20 protein-coding genes, 1 pseudogene and 1 other annotated feature are annotated in these 21,408 nt (G+C 65.9%); of the genes and pseudogenes, 3 read left to right on the top strand and 18 right to left on the bottom strand.

Translation table 11 applies throughout. The features are described from left to right. Positions 1–23: 23 nt before the first annotated feature. Positions 24–275 carry an OadG family protein gene (locus EBS_RS06285; protein WP_043107830.1) on the bottom strand — a complete coding sequence of 84 codons (252 nt, stop codon included), beginning with the start codon at positions 273–275 and terminating at the stop codon, positions 24–26. 217 nt (positions 276–492) lie between these two features. Between EBS_RS06285 and EBS_RS06290 the strand changes: the two genes are divergently transcribed. After that, a complete protein-coding gene (locus EBS_RS06290; RefSeq protein ID WP_043107831.1) occupies positions 493–1,074 on the top strand; it encodes a Maf family protein in 582 nt (193 codons plus the stop codon). Next, the gene (gene cysZ, locus EBS_RS06295; RefSeq protein WP_043107832.1) at positions 1,071–1,802 is read left to right on the top strand and encodes a sulfate transporter CysZ; all 732 of its coding nucleotides are present in this window, start codon (positions 1,071–1,073) and stop codon (positions 1,800–1,802) included. The genes EBS_RS06290 and cysZ overlap by 4 nt, the downstream gene beginning before the upstream one ends. 6 nt (positions 1,803–1,808) lie before the next feature. Here cysZ and EBS_RS06300 read toward each other — a convergent pair. From EBS_RS06300 to EBS_RS13980, 4 genes and pseudogenes are all read right to left on the bottom strand, one after another. Continuing rightward, a pseudogene (locus EBS_RS06300) lies at positions 1,809–2,661 on the bottom strand (ATP-binding protein). Positions 2,662–2,665: 4 nt separating this feature from the next. Beyond that, entirely contained in the window at positions 2,666–2,932 is a 267-nt protein-coding gene (locus EBS_RS06305; RefSeq protein WP_043107833.1) for an acylphosphatase, read from the bottom strand. A gap of 6 nt (positions 2,933–2,938) precedes the next feature. Continuing rightward, entirely contained in the window at positions 2,939–5,551 is a 2,613-nt protein-coding gene (acnB, locus tag EBS_RS06310) for a bifunctional aconitate hydratase 2/2-methylisocitrate dehydratase (RefSeq protein ID WP_043109368.1), read from the bottom strand. A gap of 51 nt (positions 5,552–5,602) precedes the next feature. After that, on the bottom strand, positions 5,603–5,782 hold the full coding sequence (locus EBS_RS13980; protein WP_043107834.1) for a hypothetical protein: 180 nt from the start codon (positions 5,780–5,782) through the stop codon (positions 5,603–5,605). A 106-nt stretch (positions 5,783–5,888) separates the two neighbouring features. Between EBS_RS13980 and EBS_RS06320 the strand changes: the two genes are divergently transcribed. Next, positions 5,889–6,767 (top strand): LysR family transcriptional regulator, encoded by an 879-nt coding sequence (locus EBS_RS06320; protein ID WP_043107836.1) that lies wholly within the window; start codon positions 5,889–5,891, stop codon positions 6,765–6,767. A gap of 8 nt (positions 6,768–6,775) precedes the next feature. Here EBS_RS06320 and EBS_RS06325 read toward each other — a convergent pair whose 3' ends face one another. The 13 genes from EBS_RS06325 to EBS_RS06390 all read right to left on the bottom strand — a co-directional run bounded on the left by EBS_RS06325 (position 6,776) and on the right by EBS_RS06390 (position 21,312). Beyond that, positions 6,776–7,360, bottom strand: a complete 585-nt coding sequence (locus tag EBS_RS06325) for a class I SAM-dependent methyltransferase (RefSeq protein ID WP_043107839.1) — start codon at positions 7,358–7,360, stop codon at positions 6,776–6,778. Between the two features lie 154 nt (positions 7,361–7,514). Beyond that, entirely contained in the window at positions 7,515–8,699 is a 1,185-nt protein-coding gene (locus EBS_RS06330) for an O-succinylhomoserine sulfhydrylase (RefSeq protein WP_043107840.1), read from the bottom strand. Continuing rightward, the gene (gene purF, locus EBS_RS06335; RefSeq protein WP_043107841.1) at positions 8,692–10,212 is read right to left on the bottom strand and encodes an amidophosphoribosyltransferase; all 1,521 of its coding nucleotides are present in this window, start codon (positions 10,210–10,212) and stop codon (positions 8,692–8,694) included. Before purF ends, EBS_RS06330 begins: the two co-directional genes overlap by 8 nt. A 1-nt stretch (position 10,213) precedes the next feature. Further along, positions 10,214–10,735, bottom strand: coding sequence for a CvpA family protein (locus EBS_RS06340; RefSeq protein WP_043107843.1), 522 nt, complete (start codon positions 10,733–10,735; stop codon positions 10,214–10,216). Between the two features lie 54 nt (positions 10,736–10,789). Beyond that, on the bottom strand, positions 10,790–11,335 hold the full coding sequence (locus EBS_RS06345; protein ID WP_052199361.1) for an SPOR domain-containing protein: 546 nt from the start codon (positions 11,333–11,335) through the stop codon (positions 10,790–10,792). A gap of 62 nt (positions 11,336–11,397) precedes the next feature. After that, positions 11,398–12,617, bottom strand: a protein-coding gene (locus EBS_RS06350; RefSeq protein ID WP_148307646.1) for an IS3 family transposase whose coding sequence is annotated in 2 segments (ribosomal slippage) — positions 11,398–12,335 and positions 12,335–12,617 — 1,221 coding nt in all. Because the reading frame shifts where the segments join, the coding sequence is not laid out codon by codon here. Further along, positions 12,223–12,339, bottom strand: a sequence feature (AL1L pseudoknot). It overlaps the preceding gene by 117 nt. 61 nt (positions 12,618–12,678) lie before the next feature. Further along, positions 12,679–13,953: a bifunctional tetrahydrofolate synthase/dihydrofolate synthase gene (gene folC / locus EBS_RS06360; protein ID WP_043107844.1), complete on the bottom strand. Its 1,275-nt coding sequence runs from the start codon at positions 13,951–13,953 to the stop codon at positions 12,679–12,681. Between the two features lie 74 nt (positions 13,954–14,027). Then, positions 14,028–14,891, bottom strand: a complete 864-nt coding sequence (gene accD, locus EBS_RS06365) for an acetyl-CoA carboxylase, carboxyltransferase subunit beta (protein ID WP_043107845.1) — start codon at positions 14,889–14,891, stop codon at positions 14,028–14,030. A 67-nt stretch (positions 14,892–14,958) separates the two neighbouring features. Continuing rightward, positions 14,959–15,765, bottom strand: a complete 807-nt coding sequence (gene trpA / locus EBS_RS06370) for a tryptophan synthase subunit alpha (RefSeq protein WP_043107846.1) — start codon at positions 15,763–15,765, stop codon at positions 14,959–14,961. Then, positions 15,762–16,961 carry a tryptophan synthase subunit beta gene (gene trpB, locus EBS_RS06375; RefSeq protein ID WP_043107847.1) on the bottom strand — a complete coding sequence of 400 codons (1,200 nt, stop codon included), beginning with the start codon at positions 16,959–16,961 and terminating at the stop codon, positions 15,762–15,764. Before trpB ends, trpA begins: the two co-directional genes overlap by 4 nt. Beyond that, a complete protein-coding gene (locus EBS_RS06380) occupies positions 16,958–17,587 on the bottom strand; it encodes a phosphoribosylanthranilate isomerase (protein WP_043109370.1) in 630 nt (209 codons plus the stop codon). The genes trpB and EBS_RS06380 overlap by 4 nt, the downstream gene beginning before the upstream one ends. An 8-nt stretch (positions 17,588–17,595) precedes the next feature. Beyond that, positions 17,596–18,378 carry a tRNA pseudouridine(38-40) synthase TruA gene (gene truA, locus EBS_RS06385; protein ID WP_043107849.1) on the bottom strand — a complete coding sequence of 261 codons (783 nt, stop codon included), beginning with the start codon at positions 18,376–18,378 and terminating at the stop codon, positions 17,596–17,598. Positions 18,379–18,453: 75 nt separating this feature from the next. Then, positions 18,454–21,312 carry a FimV/HubP family polar landmark protein gene (locus EBS_RS06390; protein WP_171816201.1) on the bottom strand — a complete coding sequence of 953 codons (2,859 nt, stop codon included), beginning with the start codon at positions 21,310–21,312 and terminating at the stop codon, positions 18,454–18,456. Positions 21,313–21,408 lie beyond the last annotated feature (96 nt).

Consider the following 21,408-nt stretch of genomic DNA (forward strand, 5'->3'; position numbering starts at 1 on the left):
GACTCTTGATGCTGGGCGGGCGCTCAGGCGCCACGCGTGGAACGGTAACGGGTGACAGCGGCACTGATGGCAGCGATCAGACGGAGATCGGACGCGGCGCCGGCACTCACGGCCAGCGGCTTGGCTTCCGGCGGCTCGACCTCGCCCTCCAGGCGCGCGGCCAGCACGCTCATGCCGCGCATGACCACGATCAGCACCGCCAGGAACATGAATACCATGCCCATGCCGAGCACCATCAACTCGAGGCCGGACATCAACATCTCGGATAGCGCCATGATCCCTCCTGTGTCGGACGCCGCCCCGGAGCGACGTGATCGTGATTCGGCGTGACGGGCGGCATTCTACTGGAATTCACTCCGGGACGGGAATTCGGGCCCAGGGCAAGAAATCCCGAACTGGATATCGAATCCTGGGACCGGCCCCGACCCTGCGGCGCCCGCGCCGCCATCTGCTACACTGCGCGCCCTTGTCTGACCAGCCTTTTCCGCAACCATGTCGATCAACCTGGTACTCGCCTCGACCTCGCCCTTTCGCGCGCAATTGCTGACCCGTCTGGGCCTGCCATTCGAAACCGACTCGCCGGCGGTGGACGAAAGCCGCCTGCCCGACGAGGCAGCCGAGGCGCTGGTGCAACGCCTCGCCCGCGCCAAGGCCGAAGCCGTGGCAGGCCGGCATCCCGACAGCCTGATCATCGGTTCCGACCAGGTGGCGGTGATCGACGGCGAGATCCTGGGCAAACCGGGCGAACGCGAACGCGCCATCGCGCAGTTGCAGCGCGCCTCGGGCAAGGTGGTGACCTTCTTCACCGGCCTGTGTCTGTACAACAGCCGCAGCGGCCGCAGCCAGGTCGTCTGCGAACCTTTCCGGGTACACTTCCGCGAGCTGGACACACACCAGATCACGCGTTACATCGACCGCGAACAACCACTGAACTGTGCCGGCAGCTTCAAGTCGGAAGGACTGGGTATCACCCTGTTCCGGCGGCTCGAGGGGGACGACCCCAATGCCCTGATCGGCCTGCCGCTGATCCGCCTGACCGAACTGCTGTACAACGAAGGAGTGTTCCTGCCATGAATGGACTGATCGACGGCCTGCTGCTTCCCCTGCAGGGACTGCGCCTGGTGTTCCGCCCGGGCTTCCGGCGCTACGTGATGGTGCCCCTGCTGCTCAACATCGTGATCTTCTGGCTGCTCGCCTGGCTGGGCACGCATTACTTCGACGGCTTCATGAACCACTACCTGCCGGAAGACGCCTGGTGGAGCTTCCTGCGCCCGGTACTCTGGGTGGTGTTCGCCCTGGCCTACGCCATGCTCATGTTCTATGGCTTCACCATCCTCGCCAACCTGATCGCCTCGCCTTTCAACAGCGTGCTGGCGGCACGGCTCGAGGAACACCTCACCGGGCAACGCCCCGAAGGCGCACAGACCGGCGTGCTGGCTGCCATCGGCCCGGCGGTGCGTGCCGAACTGAACAAGCTGCTGTACATGGCCTCGCGCATGGTGCCGCTGCTGATCCTGCTCGCGGTCTCCGCACTGATCCCGGGGCTCAACCTGGTGGTCACCGCGCTGTGGCTGCTCGCCGGCTTCTGGTTCCTGACCCTGGAATACCTCGACTATCCCATGGCCAATCACGACCTGCCGCCACAGCGCCAGCGTGAACTGCTGCGCCAGCGCCGTTTCAAGAGCCTGGCCTTCGGCGCCGGGGTAACCGGGATGATGCTGGTGCTCGGCTTCGTCGCCATGCCGGCTTCGGTGGCCGGCGCCACCCTGTACTGGGTACGCGACCTGCGCGCCCGCGCCTGAAGCCGCTCAGACCTCGGTCTGTCTGCCCAGCCAGTCGATCGCGAACTGGCGCGCCACCCGCCCCGAGCGTGAACCACGCTGGGTGGCCCAGCGCAGGGCCTGGTCGCGCCAGATGCCCTCTTCCACCGGGCCATTGCCCAGGCGTGCGATCCAGTGCGCGCAGATCGCCAGGTATTGCACCTGGTCGAAGGGATGGAAAGACAGCCAGAGACCGAAGCGTTCGGACAGCGACACCTTCTCCTCGATCGCCTCGCCGGGATGGACCTCGCCATCCACATAGCGGGTCTGGCGGTTCTCTTCCATGAACTCGGGCATCAGGTGACGCCGGTTGGAGGTCGCGTACAGCAGCAGATTCTCCGGCGGCGCCGCGATGGAGCCCTCGAGCAGGGCCTTGAGCGTCTTGTAGGACGGGTCATCGGCCTCGAAGGAGAGAGGTCATCGCAATACAGCAGGAAGCGCTCGGAACGAGACCTCAGCAGCTCGGTGAGCGACGGCAGGTGCCGCAGCTCGGCCGGTTCGATCTCGATGAGGCGCAGCCCCTGGCCGGCCAGGGCATGGAACACGGCCTTCACCAGGCTGGACTTGCCGGTGCCGCGCGCCCCCAGAGCAGCACGTGATTGGCCGGGCGACCGGCCACGAAGTTGGCGGTGTTGCGCAGCACCTCGGCCTTCTGCCGGTCCATGCCGAGCAGGTCATCCAGTGCGACCCGGTGCGGCTCGCGCACACCGACCAGACCACCGTCCTGCCAGCGAAAGGCCTCGCAGGACCAGTCAGGCATACCGGACCCGTGCGGCAACAACGGCTCGATGCGGTCGATCAGGTGATGCAGGCGCGCGATCAGGCGCTTCTTGCGGCCCATGCGACTAACCGATGGTAAAGTCCGCCGACGGCTCGCCGGTCCAATCGACACAACGCACCTCGGTCACCTGTGACAGGGGCGAACCCTCCCACAACCAGTCGCACAGGGCGGCAACCGCCTGCGGCTCACCGCAGGCGATCACCTCCACCGTGCCGTCAGGCAGGTTGACCGCGCTGCCCGACAACTCCAGTTCCAGCGCCTTGCGCCGCGTGGTGTCGCGATACCAGACCCCCTGAACACGGCCGGATACGATGCAGCGTTTGCAGATCATGATCTCTCAGAGTGCGAAATTCACCACCACCTCGTTCCTCGCGTGCTCGGCAGCCTCGGTAAAGTCCGGCATCTTGTCGAACTCGAGGTAACGGTAGATCTCGGGCGCCATGCTGTCGATACGAGTGGCGTACTCCATGTATTCCTCCACCGTCGGCAAGCGGCCCAGCACCGCGGCGATAGCCGCCAGCTCGGCCGAGGACAGGTAGACATTGGCTCCCGGCCCCAGTCGGTTGGGGAAGTTGCGGGTCGAGGTCGAGACCACCGTGCTGTTGGGTACCACCCGCGCCTGGTTGCCCATGCACAGCGAACAACCAGGCATCTCGGTGCGGGCACCTGAGGCCCCATAGATGTTGTAGTACCCCTCTTCCATGAGCTGGTGCTCATCCATCTTGGTGGGCGGGGCGATCCACAGCCGCGTGGGAATGACGCCACCGACTGCCTGCAACAGCTTGCCGGCAGCCCGGAAGTGGCCGATGTTGGTCATGCACGAACCGATGAACACCTCGTCGATCTTGTCGCCGGCGACCTCCGAGAGCGGCCTGATGTCGTCCGGGTCGTTGGGACAGGCCAGCAGCGGCTCGGTGATCTTGTTCATGTCGATCTCGATCACCTCGACGTACTCGGCGTCGGCATCGGCGCGCAGCAGGCTGGGATTGGCCAGCCATTCTTCCATGGCACGCGCGCGACGCTCCAGGGTGCGTGCGTCCTGGTAGCCGTTGTCGATCATCCAGCGCAGCATGACGATGTTCGAGCGCAGGTAGTCGGCCACCGACTCTTCGGACAGATCGATGGTGCAGCCCGCGGCGGAACGCTCGGCGGTGGCATCCGACAGCTCGAAGGCCTGTTCCACGGTCAGGTTCGGCAGCCCCTGGATCTCGATGATGCGGCCGTTGTAGACGTTCTTCTTGCCCTTCTTCTCGACAGTGAGCAACCCGCGCTGGATGGCTTCATACGGAATGGCATTGACCAGGTCACGCAGGGTGATGCCCGGCTGCATCTTGCCCTTGAAACGCACCAGTACCGACTCGGGCATGTCCAGCGGCATCACGCCCAGCGCGGCGGCAAAAGCCACCAGGCCAGAGCCGGCCGGGAAGGAGATGCCGAGCGGGAAACGGGTGTGCGAATCGCCGCCGGTGCCCACGGTATCGGGCAGCAGCATGCGGTTGAGCCAGGAATGGATGATACCGTCACCGGGACGCAGCGATACCCCGCCACGGGTCTCCATGAAGTCCGGCAGGGTGTGCTGAGTCTCGATGTCCACCGGCTTGGGATAGGCCGCGGTGTGACAGAAGCTCTGCATCACCAGGTCGGCGGAGAAGCCCAGACAGGCCAGCTCCTTGAGCTCGTCGCGGGTCATCGGGCCGGTGGTGTCCTGCGACCCCACGGTGGTCATCCTGGGCTCACAGTAGGTACCCGGGCGCACGCCCTCGACGCCGCAGGCGCGGCCGACGATCTTCTGCGCCAGGGTGAAACCCTTGCCCGAATCTTCCGGGTCACGCGGGCGACGGAACACGTCCGAGGGCCCCAGCCCCAGGGACTCGCGCGCCTTGTCGGTGAGGCTACGGCCGATGATCAGCGGAATGCGGCCGCCGGCGCGCACCTCGTCGAGCAGCACCTCGGTCTTGAGCGAGAACTCGGCAACCAGGCTGCCGTCCTCTCGCTCGATGCGCCCGTCATGAGGGCGCACCACGATCACGTCGCCGGTTTCCAGGTTGTCCACCGAGACCTCGATGGGCAGGGCCCCGGCATCTTCGAGAGTGTTGAAGAAGATGGGGGCAATCTTGCTGCCCAGCACTACCCCGCCCTGCCGCTTGTTGGGGACGAAGGGAATGTCGTGTCCCATGTGCCAGAGCACCGAGTTGGTGGCCGACTTGCGCGAGGAGCCGGTACCCACCACGTCACCCACGTAGGCCAGCGGATGGCCCTTTTCCTTGAGCGCCTCGATCTGGCGGATCGGCCCGATCTCGCCCGGCTTGTCCGGGGTGATTCCCGGACGCTCGTTCTTGAGCATGGCCAGTGCGTGCAGCGGGATATCGGGACGCGACCAGGCATCCTGCGCCGGCGAGAGATCGTCCGTGTTGGTCTCGCCCGGGACCTTGAACACCGTGACGGTGATCGCCTCGGGCACCTCGGGCTTGCGGGTGAACCACTCGGCATCCGCCCAGGACTGCATGACCTCCCTGGCATTGGCGTTGCCGGCCTTCGCCTTCTCGTCCACATCGTGGAAGGTGTCGAACACCAGCAGGGTGAACTTGAGCTGTTCGGCGGCCAGTTCGCCCAGTTCGGCATCGTCGAGCAGGTCGATCAGCGGCTGGATGTTATAGCCCCCGAACATGGTACCCAGAAGCTCCACCGCGCGGCGCTTGTCGATCAGCGGTGATTCGGCCTGCCCACGGGTGATGGCGGCCAGGAAACCGGCCTTCACGTAGGCCGCCTCGTCCACCCCCGGCGGTACCCGGTCGGTGATCAGCTCCAGCAGGAAGTCCTCTTCGCCGGCCGGCGGGTTCTTCAGCAGCTCGACCAGGTCGTTCACCTGCTGCGCGTTCAGCGGCAGCGGTGGAATGCCCAGGGCGGCACGTTCTTCGACGTGAGCGCGGTAGTCTTCGAGAAAGGCCATGGCAGGTACCTCGATGTTCAAGAATTCGGAATGCGGTGATGACGGTTCGCTTCAGGCGTCCTCGGGGATTGGGCCCAGCAGCCAGACGCCAACCCCGCCCAACCCCAGCCACAGTGGCAATACGCCCGTGCCGATGTACTGGCCGATGGCCTGCTGGAAGAACAGCACCCCCAGCGAGGCGAGCAGACAGACCAGACCCAGCGGACGGCGCCATTCGCCATTGTTCGTCATGGCTCGAGCCTCCGAGAACGGTAACGGGACTGTCTTCATCCTAACGGGATGTCATACATTCGTAAAACAGATACTTTTCATTTTATCCATGCTATTTTTGCATGACATGGACCTTCAGCTGACCCGTTCTTTCCTGACCGTCGCCGAAACCGGCTCCATCACCCGGGCAGCCAACCGCCTGGGCCTGACCCAGTCGGCGTTGTCACGGCGTATCCAACAATACGAGGAACAGCTGGGTGCGCGTCTGCTGGTGCGCCATCGCCATGGCATCGAACTCACCGAGGAGGGACGGCTGGCACTGGCCGCCGGTCGCCGCCTGCTCGCCGGCTGGGAGGACCTGAAAGAAGAGATCCTGCTGCACCAGGGCCTGGAGCGCGGCCGGGTGCGCATCGGCGGTGGCGCCACCGCCGTGTCCTTCATCCTGCCGCCGGCCATCGCGGCCTACCAGCGACACCACCCGCAGGTGCATTTCCAGCTCAAGGAGGCTGGCAGCAGCGAGATCACCGAGGACGTACGCCGCGGCCACCTCGAACTGGGCATCATCACCCTGCCGGTGCGCTCCGAGGAACTGCGGGCCCACCCTCTGATGGACGACGATATCGTGCTGGTGGCCCGCCGCGACCACCCCCTCACCCGCGGCCGTCGCCTGGCAGTGCAGGACCTGGCCGGCGAGGGCTTCGTCGGTTTCGAGGCCGGCACCGCCCTGCGCCAGCTGATCGACAACGCCATGCGTGAGGCCGGACTGGAACCCCAGGTAGTGATGGAGCTGCGCGCCATCCCCTCCATCCTGCGCATGGTGGTCACCACCGGGCACCTGGCCTTCATCAGCCGCCTGGCCTTGCAGAATCAGCAGGAAGTGGTCGAACTGAAGGTTCGTGGCCTGCGCATCCGTCGCCGTCTGGCCGTGGTCTCGCACCGCCGGCGCGCCCTCTCCGCCGCGGCCGCGGCCTTCGTCGATCACCTGCTCCGTTCATCCCCGATATAGCGCGGCATTCAGGCCTCGCGTGTCGCCACCAGGGTCGCGATGTCACGCTGCCCCTGCACCGTATCGCCGAACAGCGCATGCTCCCGGTAGTCGATCACCCGCAGCCCGGCAAACAGTTGCAGCAGCTCGCTGGGCGCCAGCCGGAATTCGGGATTCGTGGGGCCACCGGTACCGACCGCCTCGCGCACGAAGGTCTCGTAGAACAGCAGGCCGCCGGGGCGCAGCGCATCGGCGGTGGCTGGCGCCAGGTCACGGTCGAGAAAATAGCTGACGACGATCACATCGAAGGTACGGGGTGGCGGCGGTTCGGCACAGACATCGCGCACCTCGGCACGGATCGGCAGACCACGCCGTGCGGCGCGGGCTTCCAGGTCGACGATGGCCGCCTCGGCATAGTCCCAGGCCGTCACCGCCAGCCCCCGCGAGGCCAGCCACAGCGCGTTGCCCCCGCGCCCGCAGGCCAGGTCCAGCGCCCGTCCCTGCGCCGGCAGCAGGAAACCCAGCTCACGCAACACCCGCGCCGGCTGCGGCTCGCCTTCGGCAGTACGGTAACGGGATTCCCAGCGGAGGTGACGAGAGGTTTCCTCGGTCATGATCTCACTCCTTTCGGCACGTGCTGCCGGTTGGATACGGAACGGACGCCCCAGTGCCGATCCTTCACGACGGGGACACCGCTCCCACCTGTAGGAGGCCCGTCCTCGGGCCGAATGTTCGCGGCGGGGACGCCGCGCCTGCTGGCAGGAGGGCTCAAAGCCGATCCAACCCCCGCGCCAGGTCGTTGCGGATATCCTCGACGGCCTCCAGCCCGACGGCGATGCGGATCAGGCCCTGCGTGATGCCCGCCTGCTCGCGCTGCTCGTCGCTCAACCGCCCGTGCGTGGTGGTGGCCGGATGCGTGATGGTGGTCTTGGTATCTCCCAGGTTGGCGGTAATGGAGCACAGGCGGGTGGCATCGATCACCGACCAGGCCGCCTCGCGTCCGCCCTTCACCTCGAAGGAAAGAATGCCACCGGGTGCATCCTGCTGGCGTTGCGCAAGCGCATACTGGGGGTGACTTTCGAGTCCGGGATAGTGCACCCGCTCCACCGCCGGATGTGTTGCCAGCCATTCGGCCAGCTGCCCGGCGTTGCGGCTGTGCTCGCGCATGCGCAGGGCCAGCGTCTCCAGCCCCTTGAGGAAGATCCAGGCATTGAAGGGGCTCATGCTCGGCCCGGCAGTGCGCAGCACACCGTAGACCTCCTCGCCCACCCGCGTGGCATCGCCGACCACCGCACCGCCCAGCGCGCGTCCCTGACCGTCGATGTACTTGGTGGCCGAGTGCACCACGATGTCCGCGCCCAGTGCCAGCGGACGTTGCAGGGCCGGGGTGCAGAAGCAATTGTCCACCACCAGCAGGCAGTCATGGGCATGTGCCAGCTCGGCCAGGGCCCGGATGTCGCCCAGGGTGGTGAGCGGGTTCGCCGGGGTCTCGAGAAACAGCATGCGTGTCTCGGGACGGATGGCGGCTTCCCAGGCGGCGAGATCGGCGAGATCGACATAACTGGTCTGGATGCCGAAGCGCGAGAGGTACTTGTCGAACAGCACCACGGTGCTGCCGAAGATGCTGCGCGAACTGACCAGGTGATCACCCTGCTGCAACAGTCCCATGCAGGTAGCGAGGATGGCCGCCATGCCCGAGGCGGTGGCCACGCAGGCCTCGCCCCCTTCCATTGCCGCCAGGCGCTCCTCGAAGGCACGCACCGTGGGATTGGTGAACCGCGCGTAGATGTTGCCGGGCTGCTCGCCCGAGAAACGCGCGGCGGCCTCGGCGGCGGAACCGAACACGAAGCTCGAGGTGGCGAAGATGGGCTCGGAATGTTCGTTCTCGGACGTGCGCCGGTGACCGACACGGATGGCGCGCGTGGCGATGTCCCAGTCGTCCGTATCAGCCATGGTTGTGCACCCCGATGATATTGGCGCTCTGCGCCCGGTCGCGCTCGCTCTTGGCCAGATCGTTGCGCTGGCATTCCAGGTGGTGCAGGTATTCCGGGGTCACGTCGCCGGTGACGTACTCGCCGTTGAACACCGAAGCATCGAAGCGGTCGACGTGGGTGTAACCTTTCTTCTGCACCGCCTCGATCAGATCATCGAGATCCTGGTAGATAAGCGCGTCGGCACCGATCCACTCGCACACCTCCTCCTCGCTGCGCCCATGCGCGATCAGCTCGGAGGCCGCCGGCATGTCGATGCCATAGACGTTGGGATAACGCACCGGTGGCGCGGCCGAGGCGAAATAGACCTTGGCGGCGCCGGCCTCGCGCGCCATCTGCACGATCTGTTTCGAGGTAGTACCGCGCACGATGGAATCGTCCACCAGCAGCACGTTCTTGCCCTTGAACTCGACATCGATGGGGTTGAGCTTCTGGCGCACCGACTTCTTGCGCGTGGCCTGCCCCGGCATGATGAAGGTCCGCCCGATGTAACGATTCTTGATGAAGCCCTCGGTGTAACGCACCCCCAGGTGTGCCGCCAGGCTCATTGCCGAGGTGCGGCTGGTGTCGGGGATGGGAATGACCACGTCGATGTCGTGCTCGGGTATCATGCGCTGGAGCTTGCGAGCCAGCTTTTCACCCATGCGCAGCCTCGCCTTGTGCACGAAGATATCGTCGATGATGGAATCGGGCCGCGCGAAATAGACGAACTCGAACAGGCAGGGCGAACGCTGCCATCGTTCCGCGCACTGGCGATGCAGCAGGCGGCCATCGAGGGTAAAGATCACCGCCTCGCCAGGATCGATATCGCGCACCCGGTCGAAACCCAGGGTGTCGAGCGCCACGCTCTCGGAGGCGACCATCATCTCCGGTCCCTGTTCGGTCTCGCGCACGCCGAACACCGCCGGGCGGATGCCGTTGGGATCACGGAAGGCGATCACCCCGAAGTTGGGAATCAGCACCACCGCCGCATACCCTCCCCGGCAGCGCCGGTGCACACCCGCCACCGCGCGAAACACGTCTTCCTCATCCAGCGCCAGCGAACGACTCTGGTTGGCCAGTTCGTGGGCGAAGACGTTGAGCAGGATCTCGGAATCGGAATCGGTATTGATGTGCCGCCGGTCCTGACGGAACAACTCCTGCTTGAGCTGCTCGGCATTGGTGAGATTGCCGTTGTGCGCCAGGGCGATGCCATAGGGCGAGTTCACGTAGAACGGCTGCGCCTCGGCCGAGGAGGAACAGCCGGCCGTGGGATAGCGCACGTGGCCGATGCCCATATTGCCGCGCAGCGAGATCATGTGCTCGTTGTCGAACACGTCACGCGCCAGGCCATTGTCCTTGCGCAGATGCAGGCGCCCTTCCTCGCAGGTCATGATGCCTGCCGCATCCTGCCCGCGATGCTGCAACACCTGCAAGGCATCGTAGAGCGACTGGTTCACCGGCTGCCTGCCGACGATGCCGACAATTCCACACATCTCAGGTCAACCCCCGTTGGATGTCAGAGAGAGAAGCATATTGGAAATAGTTGGCCAGGTCTTGCGGCAGCAGGTCACGCAGCCACAAGGCCAGCTCCTGGAAATACGGAACGAGACGGGATTCGTGCCACCAGGCCTCCTGCGGCAAGGTGGTCAGACCGGCCAACAGCACCAGTACCGAGACCAGCAGCACACCGCGCGCCGCGCCGAAGATCATGCCGATGAAACGGTCGGTGCCGGACATGCCGCTCTTCTCGATCAACTGGATGAGCAGGAAATTGACCAGGCCGCCGATCACCAGGGTGACCAGCATCAGGGCGCCAAAGGCCAGCCCCAGGCGCACCGTGGGCGAACCGACCCAGGGCTGCAAGTGCACCTGGAGATCGCGAAAGAAACTCCAGCTGATCCAGAAGGCAAGGATCCAGATGGCCAGGGAAAAGGCCTCGCGGATGAAGCCACGCGCCAGGCTGATCAGCGCCGAGATCAGGATAATGCCGATCAGCACGGTGTCCAGCCAGGGCATGCGGGGTCTCTCGGGTGATTCGGAAAGCGGGGATTCTAGCAGGTTCGGGGTGGCTTACGGATAGGACCGCACCCGTCCCCGAGTGCCCGCCACCTTGTTCACCTTCGGCAGCATTGCCTCGGCGCGCTTGCGTTCCAGCACCGGCCCCACCTGCACCCGGTAGAGCGCCTTGCCGCGCAGTTCGATGCGTTCGGGATCGAGCACCTGCAAGCCGGCCTTGCGAAGCCGGCCCACCAGCTTGCGGGCATTCTCGAGGCTGGAGAAGCTGCCGACCTGCACCACCCAGGCGGCCAGGCCGGGGCGTGGCGTGGCGGGCTCGGAGCTGACCGGCGGCGCCGGCTTGGGGGCAACCGGGACGATGGGCGCGGGCGCGACCTGCTCCTCCTCCGTCCTGGCCTGGGTCGGCGGCACGGCAGGCGGCGGCAACGGGACCTCCTCGCGCAACAGCGACGACTCGAAGGGCTTGGCCGGCGGGGGTTCCGGCACGGCCTCCAGCGGCTGCCTGTCGGCCGGCTCTTCCACCAGCATGGGTACGAAGATCACCGCGAGCGAGGCCAGCACGGCGGCGCCAATCAGGCGTTTCTTGAGCGCTTCGTCCAAAGGTCTGTTTCCTGTGCGATGAGTGAACCGCCCCGGATATTCCGGAGACTGTTTTGTTTGAGTCAGGCCGCCTTGGCAGACTCTTTCTGTTGGCGATAATACGCCGCTTCCAACTCCGCCGGTGGCACGTTGCCAATAGGCTCCAGCAGCCGCCGGTGGTTGAACCAGTCCACCCACTCCAAAGTGGCATATTCGACCGCCTCCCTATGCTTCCAGGGGCCTCGCCGGTAGATAACCTCGGCCTTGTACAGACCGTTGATCGTCTCTGCCAGAGCGTTGTCATAGGAGTCCCCTCGGCTACCGACCGAGGCATCAATGCCGGCCCCGGCCAGGCGCTCCGTGTAGCGCACCGACAGGTACTGACAGCCTCGGTCACTGTGGTGCACCAGGCCCTCTGTGTCCTGGCGCGACCATAGCGCCTGCTCCAGCGCATCCAGCACCAGGTCGGTCTTCAGCGACCGGGAGACACGCCAGCCCACGATCCGTCGGGCATAGACGTCCACGACAAACGCCACATAGACAAACCCTGTCCAAGTCGCCACGTAGGTAATGTCCGCCACCCACAACTGATTCGGGCGGGTGGCAGTAAACTGCCGCTTCACCCGGTCCAGTGGTCGTTCCGCCGTCGTGTCGCCGATCGTTGTCCGGCAACGGCGGCCTCGCACCACACCCCGCAACCCCATGACACGCATCAGGCGTTCCACCGTGCAGCGGGCTACCTCGATGCTTTCCCGGTTGAGCTGCCGCCATACCTTCCTGGCACCGTACACCTGGAAGTTCTCTTCCCAGATCCGTCGAATCTCGTCTGACAGGGCGCGATCCCGCTGCAATCGCCGCGGCAGTCGCTGTGGATCGGCCTCACGGGCCTTGTGCTCATAGTAGGTGGACGGGGCGATCGGCAGCACCGCGCAGATCGGCTCGACCCCGTAACGATCCCTGTGATCGTCGATGTACGCGATCATCTCTTCAGTTTGCGGTCGAGCTCCGCCTGGGCAAAAAAAGCCGACGCCGTCTTCAGAATCTCGTTGGCCCGCCTCAGCTCCCGGTTCTCCCGTTCCAAGGCCTTGAGCCGCTCGCGCTCCGACGTCGTCAGACCCTCGCGCAGTCCTTGATCACGCTCGGCCTGTCTCACCCATTTGCGCAGCGTCTCCGGCGTACAGCCGATCTTGGCCGCGATGGAGGTCATCGCCGCCCATTGGGAATCATGCTCGCCCTGATGATCAAACACCATGCGAACCGCCCGTTCCCGGACCTCAGGGGAATATCTCTTGCTCGTATCCATAGACTCTATCCTCTCAAGAAATGGAGTCTCCGGGAAACCCGGGACGGTTCAGAGCGAGCGATTATAACCCGCTCGGGTGGGCATCCAGCCAGGCCATCACCCGCCCGACCGTGACGAAGGACCCGAAAACCAGCACCTCGTCGTCCGCACCGAGCCGACTGTCGAGCGCGGCCAGGCAGTCATCGACATCGGTACAACAATGCGCGCCGGCACGCGCGGTCGCCGGCAAGGCATCCAGCAGGGTCTGTGCAGGAGCGCCACGTGGCTGATCCCCCAGCCCCAGCAGGTGCCAATGATCGACACGGGGAGCCAGCACGGCCAGCACCTCCTCGATGGCCTTGTCGGCAAGCATGCCGACCACGGCGTGCCGTTCCCCCGACACGAAACGCTCGCCCAGCTGCGCGGCCAGCACTTCCGCCGCCTGCGGGTTGTGCGCCACGTCCAGGACCCAGGGACAGCGCCGATGCCGCACATCGAAGCGGCCGGGTAGCCGCGCCTCGAGCAGACCGGCGCGCACGGCCGCAGCATCGACCGGCAGGTCCGGCAGCTGCGAGAGTACCGCGAGGGCGCCTGCCGCGTTCTGCATCTGTGCGGCGCCCCGCAGGGCCGGCAGCGGCAGACCCGGGCGTATTCCGGCCTCACCCTGCCATTCCCAGCCATCACCGGCCTGTCGCCAGTCATAGTCACGGCCGGCATGCAACAGGCGAGCGCCTCGCTCATCGGCGACCCGAGCCACCGAATCCGGCATCTCGCGCGCGCTATACACCAGCGGGCGCCCGGAACGCGCGATGCCCGCCTTCTCGAAGCCGATGGCGTCCAGGTCGTCACCCAGCCAATCGGTATGATCCAGCGCGATGCCGGTGATCAGGCCCACGTCGGCATCCACGATATTCACTGCGTCCAGGCGCCCACCCAGGCCTACCTCCAGGATGGCGGCATCCAGCCCGGCACACGCGAAGCACCAGAGTGCGGCCAGGGTGCCGAATTCGAAATAGGTCAGCGGCGTGTCGCCCCGCGCCTGCTCGATGCGTTCGAAGGCCTCGCAGAGGATGGCGTCGGGCACCGGCATGCCCTCGATGCGCACCCGCTCGTTGTAATGCAGCAGGTGCGGCGAGGTGTAGGCGCCAACACGATAGCCCGCAGCCCCCAGAATGGCCTCGAGAAAGGCCACGCTGGAGCCCTTGCCGTTGGTGCCGGCGACGGTGACGACATGCAGCGTCGGGGCCGGGGCACCCAGCGCCCGCCACACCGCCGCGACCCGCTCCAGGCCCAGTTCAATGTCGGCAGGATGGGTCTGCGAGAGGTGGTCGAGCCAGTCGTCGAGGGTGCGTTTCACGGCGATTTTCCGGACCGGTGGAGTACGCGCCTGTCCGAGCGTTACGGGGGCTCGGGATGCGACTGCGGACAGACTCAGGCTGCGCCGGCGCGACCGCTCATCATGCCCAGCAGGTTGGCGATGCGGTCACGCATCTCGCGGCGGTCGACGATCAGGTCGATGGCCCCCTTCTCGAGCAGGAACTCCGAGCGCTGAAAGCCCTCGGGCAGCTTCTCGCGCACCGTCTGCTCGATCACCCGTGGGCCGGCAAAGCCGATCAGGGCCTTGGGCTCGGCCACGTTGATGTCGCCGAGCATGGCCAGGCTGGCGGAGACCCCGCCCATGGTGGGGTCGGTCATCACCGAGACGAAGGGCAGGCCGCGCCGCGCCAGGCGATTGAGGGCAGCGGAGGTCTTGGCCATCTGCATCAGCGAGAACAGGGACTCCTGCATGCGCGCCCCGCCACTGGCCGAGAAGCACACCAGGGGACAGTCGTGTTCCATGGCGGCATTCACCGCACGTACGAAGCGTTCGCCCACCACCGAGCCCATGGAGCCACCCATGAAGGCGAACTCGAAGGCACAGGCGACGATGTCGCTACCCTTCAGACGCCCGCGCATGGCGACCAGGGCGTCCTTCTCGCCAGTGGACTTTTGCGCGGCGGCGACGCGATCCTTGTATTTCTTGCTGTCCTTGAACTTCAGCGGATCGGCTGGTTCGAGCTCGGCGCCGATCTCCTCGCGCGGCTCCGGGTCGAGAAAGATGTCCAGTCGCCGGCGCGCGCCGATGCGATTGTGGTGCGAGCACTTGGGGCAGACGTCGAGATTGCGCTCGACCTCGGCACGATAGAGTACCGCGTTGCAGCTCGGACACTTGGTCCACAACCCTTCTGGCACCGTCTTCTTGTTGCCGCCGTCGGTGCGGATGCGGCTGGGCATCAGTTTTTCGAACCAGCTCATGGATCAGCCTTGCGATGGGAAGTCGTTGCGATTCTAGCAGGATGCGGCATGCGGTCGCCCGTTACAGCTACTCGGCGTCCATTGCCTGTCGCATCTCCCCGACGAGACGACCGATCGCCTTGCGAATGGCCTCGGGGTCGTCGGCGTGGCGCTCGACCAGCGAGACGATGGCACTGCCGACCACCACTGCGTCGGCGATCTCGCTCATGGCACGTGCGGTGGCCGCGTCCTTGATGCCGAAACCCACGCCCACCGGCAACTCGGTGACCGCACGGATCTCGCCCAGCTTGGCGCGCACCGCGTCCAGGTCCAGGTTGCCGGCCCCGGTCACGCCCTTGAGCGAGACGTAATAGACGAAACCGCTGGCCGAGGCGGTGAGACTGCGGATGCGCTCGGGCGTGCTGGTCGGCGCCAGCAGGTAGATGGGATCGATGTGGTGTGCGCGCAGGGCGGCGAGCAGTTCCTCGCCCTCCTCCGGCGGAATGTCCACGGTGAGCACCCCGTCGATCCCGGCCTCGGCCGCGGCCTTGGCGAAGTCCTGGTAGCCCATCACCTCGATGGGGTTGAGGTAGCCCATCAGCACCACCGGGGTATCGGCGTCGGTCTCACGGAAGGTGCGCACCATCTCCAGCACGTCGTGCAGCGAGGTGTGATGCGCAAGCGCCCGCTCGCTGGCACGCTGGATCACCGGTCCGTCGGCCATGGGATCGGAGAAGGGCACCCCCAGCTCGAGAATGTCTGCGCCCTGGGCCACCAGGGTGTGCATCAGCGGCACCGTGTCTTCCTTGCCCGGGTCGCCGGCGGTAATGAAGGGAATCAGCGCGGTACGGCCCTGCGCGCGCAAGGCCGCGAAGCGGTTCTCGATACGGCTCATAGCTTCAGGCCCTCGCGTGCAGCCACGGTGTGCATGTCCTTGTCGCCCCGGCCGGAGAGGTTGACCAGCAGGATGGCATCGGGGTCCATCTGCGGTGCCAGCTTGATCGCCTGGGCGATGGCATGGCTGGACTCCAGCGCCGGGATGATGCCCTCGGTGCGGGTCAGGCGGTGAAAGGCTTCCAGCGCCTCCTCGTCGGTGATCGCGACATATTGCGCGCGCCCAGTGTCCTTGAGCCAAGCGTGCTCCGGGCCCACCCCTGGATAGTCCAGCCCGGCGGAGATGGAGTGGGTCTCGATGATCTGGCCGTCGGCATCTTCCATCAGGTAGGTGCGGTTGCCATGCAGCACACCGGGGCGACCGGCGCACAGGGGCGCGGCATGGCGGCCGGTCTCCAGGCCTTCGCCAGCGGCCTCGACCCCGTACATAGCCACCTGCTCATCCTCGAGGAATGGGTAGAACAGGCCGATGGCGTTGGAGCCCCCCCCCACGCAGGCGATCAGGGCGTCGGGCAGGCGCCCGGTCATGGCCTGGATCTGCTCGCGCGCCTCGCGGCCGATCACCGCCTGGAAGTCGCGCACCATGACCGGATAGGGATGCGGCCCCGCCACGGTACCGATGATGTAGAAAGTGTCGTCCACATTGGCCACCCAATCGCGCATGGCCTCGTTGAGGGCATCCTTCAGCGTCTTCGAGCCCGAGGAAACCGTGCGCACCTCGGCACCCAGCAGGCGCATGCGGTAGACGTTGGCCTCCTGGCGCGCGGCGTCCACCTCGCCCATGTAGACCACACATTCCAGTCCCAGGCGCGCGGCCACGGTGGCGGTGGCCACCCCGTGCTGGCCGGCCCCGGTTTCGGCGATGATGCGGGTCTTGCCCATGCGCCGCGCCAGCAACGCCTGGCCGATGGTGTTGTTCACCTTGTGCGCGCCAGTGTGGTTCAGGTCCTCACGCTTGAGATAGATCTGCGCCCCGCCCAGCTCGCGGCTCAGGCGCTCGGCGTGATAGATGGGCGAAGGCCGGCCGACGTAGTGCTGCAGGTCGGCATCCAGCTCGGCCAGGAAATCCGGGTCCTGCATGTACTTCTCGTAGGCCAGCCGCAGCTCCTCGATGGGTGCCATCAGGGTCTCGGCCACGAAGACGCCACCATAGGGACCGAAGTGGCCGCGGGCATCGGGCAGTTCTGTCAGTTTCATCTCGTCTCGTCTCCACGTCGCACCGCCTGCACGAAGCGGGCGATCTTCTCGGCATCCTTGATGCCGGGTTTGCTTTCCACCCCGCCGCTCACGTCCACGGCAAAGGGGCGGACCTGGCACACGGCCTGTTCCACGTTGTCAGGCGTGAGCCCCCCGGCAAGCACGATGCGCCCGGCCAGGTCGGCCGGGATGCGCGACCAGTCGAAGGTCTCGCCGGTGCCGCCCGGCACGCCGGGCCGGAAAGCGTCCAGCAGCAGGCCGCGCGCGCCGGCGAAGCGTTCGGACTCGGCGGCCAGGTCGATGTCGTCCTTCATGCGCAAGGCGCGGATCCAGGGCCGACCGTGCGTGCTGCAGTAGTCCGGACACTCGTTGCCATGGAACTGGAGCAGGTCGATACCGCAGGCGCTCACCGCCTCGGCGATGGTGTCGGCATCGGCGTTCACGGACAGCCCCACGGTGGCCACGAAGGGCGGCAGGGCCGCAGCGATGGCCGCCGCCTGTGCGAGTTCGACATGACGCGGGCTGGGCGGATAGAACACCAGGCCGACTGCATCGGCCCCGGCCTCGACCGCCGCACGGGCGTCCTCGACTCGGGTGATACCACAGATTTTCACACGGGTACGCATGGGGCGCATTATGCCGGAAAACCGCTGCGCGACGGCGCCGGGATGGCGAAGGCCGGCGGATATTCCACCGCCTCGAAGTACAATCCTTCCGGTGGCGCGGTCACCCCGCCCAAGGTGCGATCGCGCAGCGCCAGCACCTCGGCGGCCCACTCCTCGGGTTGGTCGCCCCGTCCGATGGCCATCAGTACGCCGGCGATGTTGCGCACCATGTGGTGCAGGAATGCGTTGGCATGCACCGACAACACCACGAAATCGCCGTGCCGCTCCACCACCAGGGAATGCGGGGTGCGCACCGGGCTCTTCGCCTGACAGCCCAGGGAGCGGTAGCTGGTGAAGTCGTGCTCGCCCACCAATGCCTGCCCGGCCCGGTGCATGCGTTCGGCATCCAGCGGACGATGAGTCCAGGTCACGCGACCAGCCAGCACTGCACTGCGTGCCGTGCGATTGAATATCACGTAACGATAACGCCGCGAGACTGCCGAGAAGCGCGCATGGAAGTCCTCCGGCATCTCGCGCACCCAGGTGATGGCGACGTCCGCCGGCAGGTTGACGTTGCCGCCGAGCAGCCAGTTGCGCTCGCTGCGCACCGCTTGCGTGTCGAAGTGCACCACCTGCCCCAGGCCATGCACCCCGGTGTCGGTACGCCCGGCACAGACCACCCGCACCGGGTGATCCGCCACCTTCGCCAAGGCTGCCTCGAGCACCGTCTGCACCGTGCGCACGCCCGGCTGCTGCGCCTGCCAGCCGTGGAAGCGACTGCCGTCATATTCGATGCCGAGTGCGATTCTCATGGTGGTCTCGGTGACGCCAACGAGAAGGGGCGCCAGCGGCGCCCCGGTCGAATTCCGCGCAGGATTCTCGCCCGCTCAGCTGATATCGGCAAGCAGCCTCTCGGCTTCCCTGCGCTGGGTTTCGTTGCCCTCCTGGCGGATCTCCTCGAGGATGTCCTTCGCCCCCTCGGGATCCCCCATCTCGAGGAAGGCCCTGGCCAGGTCGAGCTTGGTATCGACCGCCTCGGCATCGACCGTCTCCGGGGCAAGGCTGGAGATATCGATCTCCTCGTCCACCGCCTTGTCGAAGGCCTCGTCGATGGGCAACGGCTCGTCCAGCGCCCCCTGCCCGCGCTGAGCCGGCGAGGTGTCGAGATCGGGAGTGATCTCCTCGGTCAGGCGACTGAGGTCGTCTTCCAGTTCGGCCAGGTCACCCAATTCCTCGAGCTGGCTCTTGAGCTCGTCGTCGGCTACCAGTTCCTCGACATTGTCCTCACCGGTACCAATGTCCAGCGTAGGCAGGTCGATCGTATCATCGGGACGATCGGCCTCGGCGACGTTCTCCACGCTGGAGAGATCGAGATCCAGCGAGTCCAGCGGATGGGTATCCAGGTCGTCCAGGTCCTCGAGTTCCTTGAGGTCATCGAGATCCAGCGAGGGCTCATCCACCGAATCCAGCAGGCCGCCCCCCTCGCCATCCAGATCGTCCAGGGTGGCGAGACCCGACAACTCCTCTTCGAAACGGGCGGCAGACTCGGCATCGACACCCCCCTCATCGACTTCCGGTGCCATCTGGCTCGACGTATCGTTCTGGTAGAGACTGTTGTCGGGCGAGATCTCGCGCCCCATGTCACAGATCCGCGACCAGGCATCGGGATCGACGATATCCTGACCATTTTCCACCATGCTTTCGGCCAGCTCGTTGAAAGCCGCCACGTTGCGCGTGGCATAGTAGACCTCGAGCAGCTTGTGCTTGAGTGCCAATCGGTCGGGATCGCGGGTCAGCGCCTGCTTGAGCAGGTCCTCGACCTGCTGGTAGCGACCGTAGGCGATGTACACGTCGGCCTCGGCAATGGGATCCACCTCGCCCGTCTCGTCGCGCAGGGCGTTCATGTCGCTCGGCGTAAATTCGCTGAGGAAAGAGGTTTCCTCCTGGTCGAACAGGCTGTCTCCGTCGACCTCGCTCTCTTCTTCGTCGGCGTCGACTGCTGCCGAGACGGCAGGTTCATCAGCGGAGGCTTCCTCAGCTGCCGGAGAAGAGGCCAGATCGTTGAATGCCTCGTCCTCTTCCGCCTCTGCCCGTTTCCTGCGGACCCCCAGCAGGATCAGCAACAACACCAGGATGCCGCCGCCACCCGCCACGATGGGCAGGTTGTCACGCAGCAGCGCGGGAATATCCAGGCCGTCAAGGAGGGGGGCTGCCTCGGCTGCCTGCACTACTGTCTCGCCATTTTCCTCTGCCGGTTCCGCCGGCGACTGCACCGCCACCTCCGGCGTCTCGGCCGACGCAGAAGCCATCCCCCCGGTACTCTCCGCCGCAGTCGCCTCGGGCGTCGTCTGCCCACCGCCCCCAGTGGAAGGGACGGCGGGTTCGGGTTCGACCACCGACGGTACCGGCGCGCCTTTGGCGTTCTTTTCCTCGACTACCGCATCGGCGGCCGCGATCAGATCGTCTGCAATCACGGAAAGCGCGTCGGACGGGGCCGACTCCGCACCTTCTGCCGTGGCATCCGCCGGCGTCTCCCCGGCAGCCGCATCTTCGGTCGGCTCCTGCCGGGACTCGGCGGCCTGCTCCGCCTGACGCATCACCGCCTCGACATCGTCACCCTGACCTTCTGCGCCAGCATCGGGGTTCTCTCCGGTCTGCACCTGGAGGCGAGCCAGCTGCTCATCTTTCAGCATCAGCAGGCGACGCATGTCTTCGAGACGCTTCTGCAGCTCGTCGACCTCGTTGCGCAAGGCCTCGGACTCGAGCCGCGAGGCCTCGGCATTCTCGCGCGCCAACAACAGCTTGCGCTTGATGTCATCGATCGTCTCGTCACCCCGGATCTCGCTGGCGCCAGCCTCGCCCTTGCCCTCGGGACGGGCGGTAGCGATTCGCAACTCGGACTGGGACCCGCCAGTCGGGGTGACACTGCCGGCAGCACCCTGCCCGGTCGTTGTCTTCCTGCCTGCCGCCTGCTGCATGTGCTCGCTGCGCCGCGCCAGCCATTGCGCCTGAGCCTGACGATAGGCCTGACGCGCCTCGGCCCGCGACAGGGAAAGCACCGCGTCGGCACTGGGCACGCGCAACACCTGTCCACGCTTCAGGCGGTTGATGTCGCCCCCGATAAAGGCATCGGGATTGGCCCGGTGCAGCGCGATCATCATCTGTTCCATGCTGGCACCACTCGGGCGCAGCTTGCGTGCAATACTCCACAGGGTCTCGTTGGCATTGACCGGGCCGTATTCACCCTTGCCCGCCATGGCGGGAGGCGCCAGGCGACGCGGTGTCGCGGCAGCGCGCGAGGTGGCCACACGCGCTGGCGCCGTCTGCACCTGGGGCGCCCGGCGCCTGGTGGTCACCGGCGGATCGAGCAACACTGTGTATTCACGGATCAGTCGCCCTTTCGGCCAGTTGATCTCGACCAGAAAATCGAGAAAGGGCTCGCGGATGGGGAAATCCGAGGTCACCCTGATCACGGCACGGCCATCCGGCAGCCGTTCCGGCTTGAACTTCAGCAAGGTGAGGAAGAAGGGGCGTTCGATGCCTGCCTTTTCGAACTCGCCTGGGCCGGCCAGCTTTACCCGAACACCATCCAGTTCGCCTTTAGCCACCGACAACAGCGCAATATCGGCCTTGAACTCCTGGTTCAGTGCGGAAGTCGTCTTGATGTCTCCCAGGCCCAGTGCATGCGCCGGAATCGAGACGGTGCCCAGCGCGAAGGCCACGGCAAACGTCAGACTACGAACCATGAAAGTCCCCCTCAAGCGACAAACCATCGCAGAATGCTCCCTGTGGTATTGCGTGGTACCGCACATCCCGTCCGGCCGGGCGAGATCTTGCCAAGG

The organism is endosymbiont of unidentified scaly snail isolate Monju, assembly GCF_000801295.1.
Lineage (GTDB): Bacteria > Pseudomonadota > Gammaproteobacteria > Chromatiales > Chromatiaceae > MONJU.

Coding starts and splice junctions, on each gene's coding strand:
- EBS_RS06380 (WP_043109370.1), bottom strand. CDS start 17,587: ATGCGTACCCGTGTGAAAATCTGTGGTATCACCCGAGTCGAGGACGCC.
- trpA (WP_043107846.1), bottom strand. CDS start 15,765: ATGAGCCGTATCGAGAACCGCTTCGCGGCCTTGCGCGCGCAGGGCCGT.
- EBS_RS06305 (WP_043107833.1), bottom strand. CDS start 2,932: ATGATCTGCAAACGCTGCATCGTATCCGGCCGTGTTCAGGGGGTCTGG.
- EBS_RS06325 (WP_043107839.1), bottom strand. CDS start 7,360: ATGACCGAGGAAACCTCTCGTCACCTCCGCTGGGAATCCCGTTACCGT.
- EBS_RS06340 (WP_043107843.1), bottom strand. CDS start 10,735: ATGCCCTGGCTGGACACCGTGCTGATCGGCATTATCCTGATCTCGGCG.
- acnB (WP_043109368.1), bottom strand. CDS start 5,551: ATGGCCTTTCTCGAAGACTACCGCGCTCACGTCGAAGAACGTGCCGCC.
- EBS_RS06290 (WP_043107831.1), top strand. CDS start 493: ATGTCGATCAACCTGGTACTCGCCTCGACCTCGCCCTTTCGCGCGCAA.
- purF (WP_043107841.1), bottom strand. CDS start 10,212: ATGTGTGGAATTGTCGGCATCGTCGGCAGGCAGCCGGTGAACCAGTCG.
- EBS_RS06285 (WP_043107830.1), bottom strand. CDS start 275: ATGGCGCTATCCGAGATGTTGATGTCCGGCCTCGAGTTGATGGTGCTC.
- EBS_RS06330 (WP_043107840.1), bottom strand. CDS start 8,699: ATGGCTGATACGGACGACTGGGACATCGCCACGCGCGCCATCCGTGTC.
- EBS_RS06320 (WP_043107836.1), top strand. CDS start 5,889: ATGGACCTTCAGCTGACCCGTTCTTTCCTGACCGTCGCCGAAACCGGC.
- EBS_RS06390 (WP_171816201.1), bottom strand. CDS start 21,312: ATGGTTCGTAGTCTGACGTTTGCCGTGGCCTTCGCGCTGGGCACCGTC.
- cysZ (WP_043107832.1), top strand. CDS start 1,071: ATGAATGGACTGATCGACGGCCTGCTGCTTCCCCTGCAGGGACTGCGC.
- EBS_RS13980 (WP_043107834.1), bottom strand. CDS start 5,782: ATGACGAACAATGGCGAATGGCGCCGTCCGCTGGGTCTGGTCTGTCTG.
- trpB (WP_043107847.1), bottom strand. CDS start 16,961: ATGAAACTGACAGAACTGCCCGATGCCCGCGGCCACTTCGGTCCCTAT.
- accD (WP_043107845.1), bottom strand. CDS start 14,891: ATGAGCTGGTTCGAAAAACTGATGCCCAGCCGCATCCGCACCGACGGC.
- truA (WP_043107849.1), bottom strand. CDS start 18,378: ATGAGAATCGCACTCGGCATCGAATATGACGGCAGTCGCTTCCACGGC.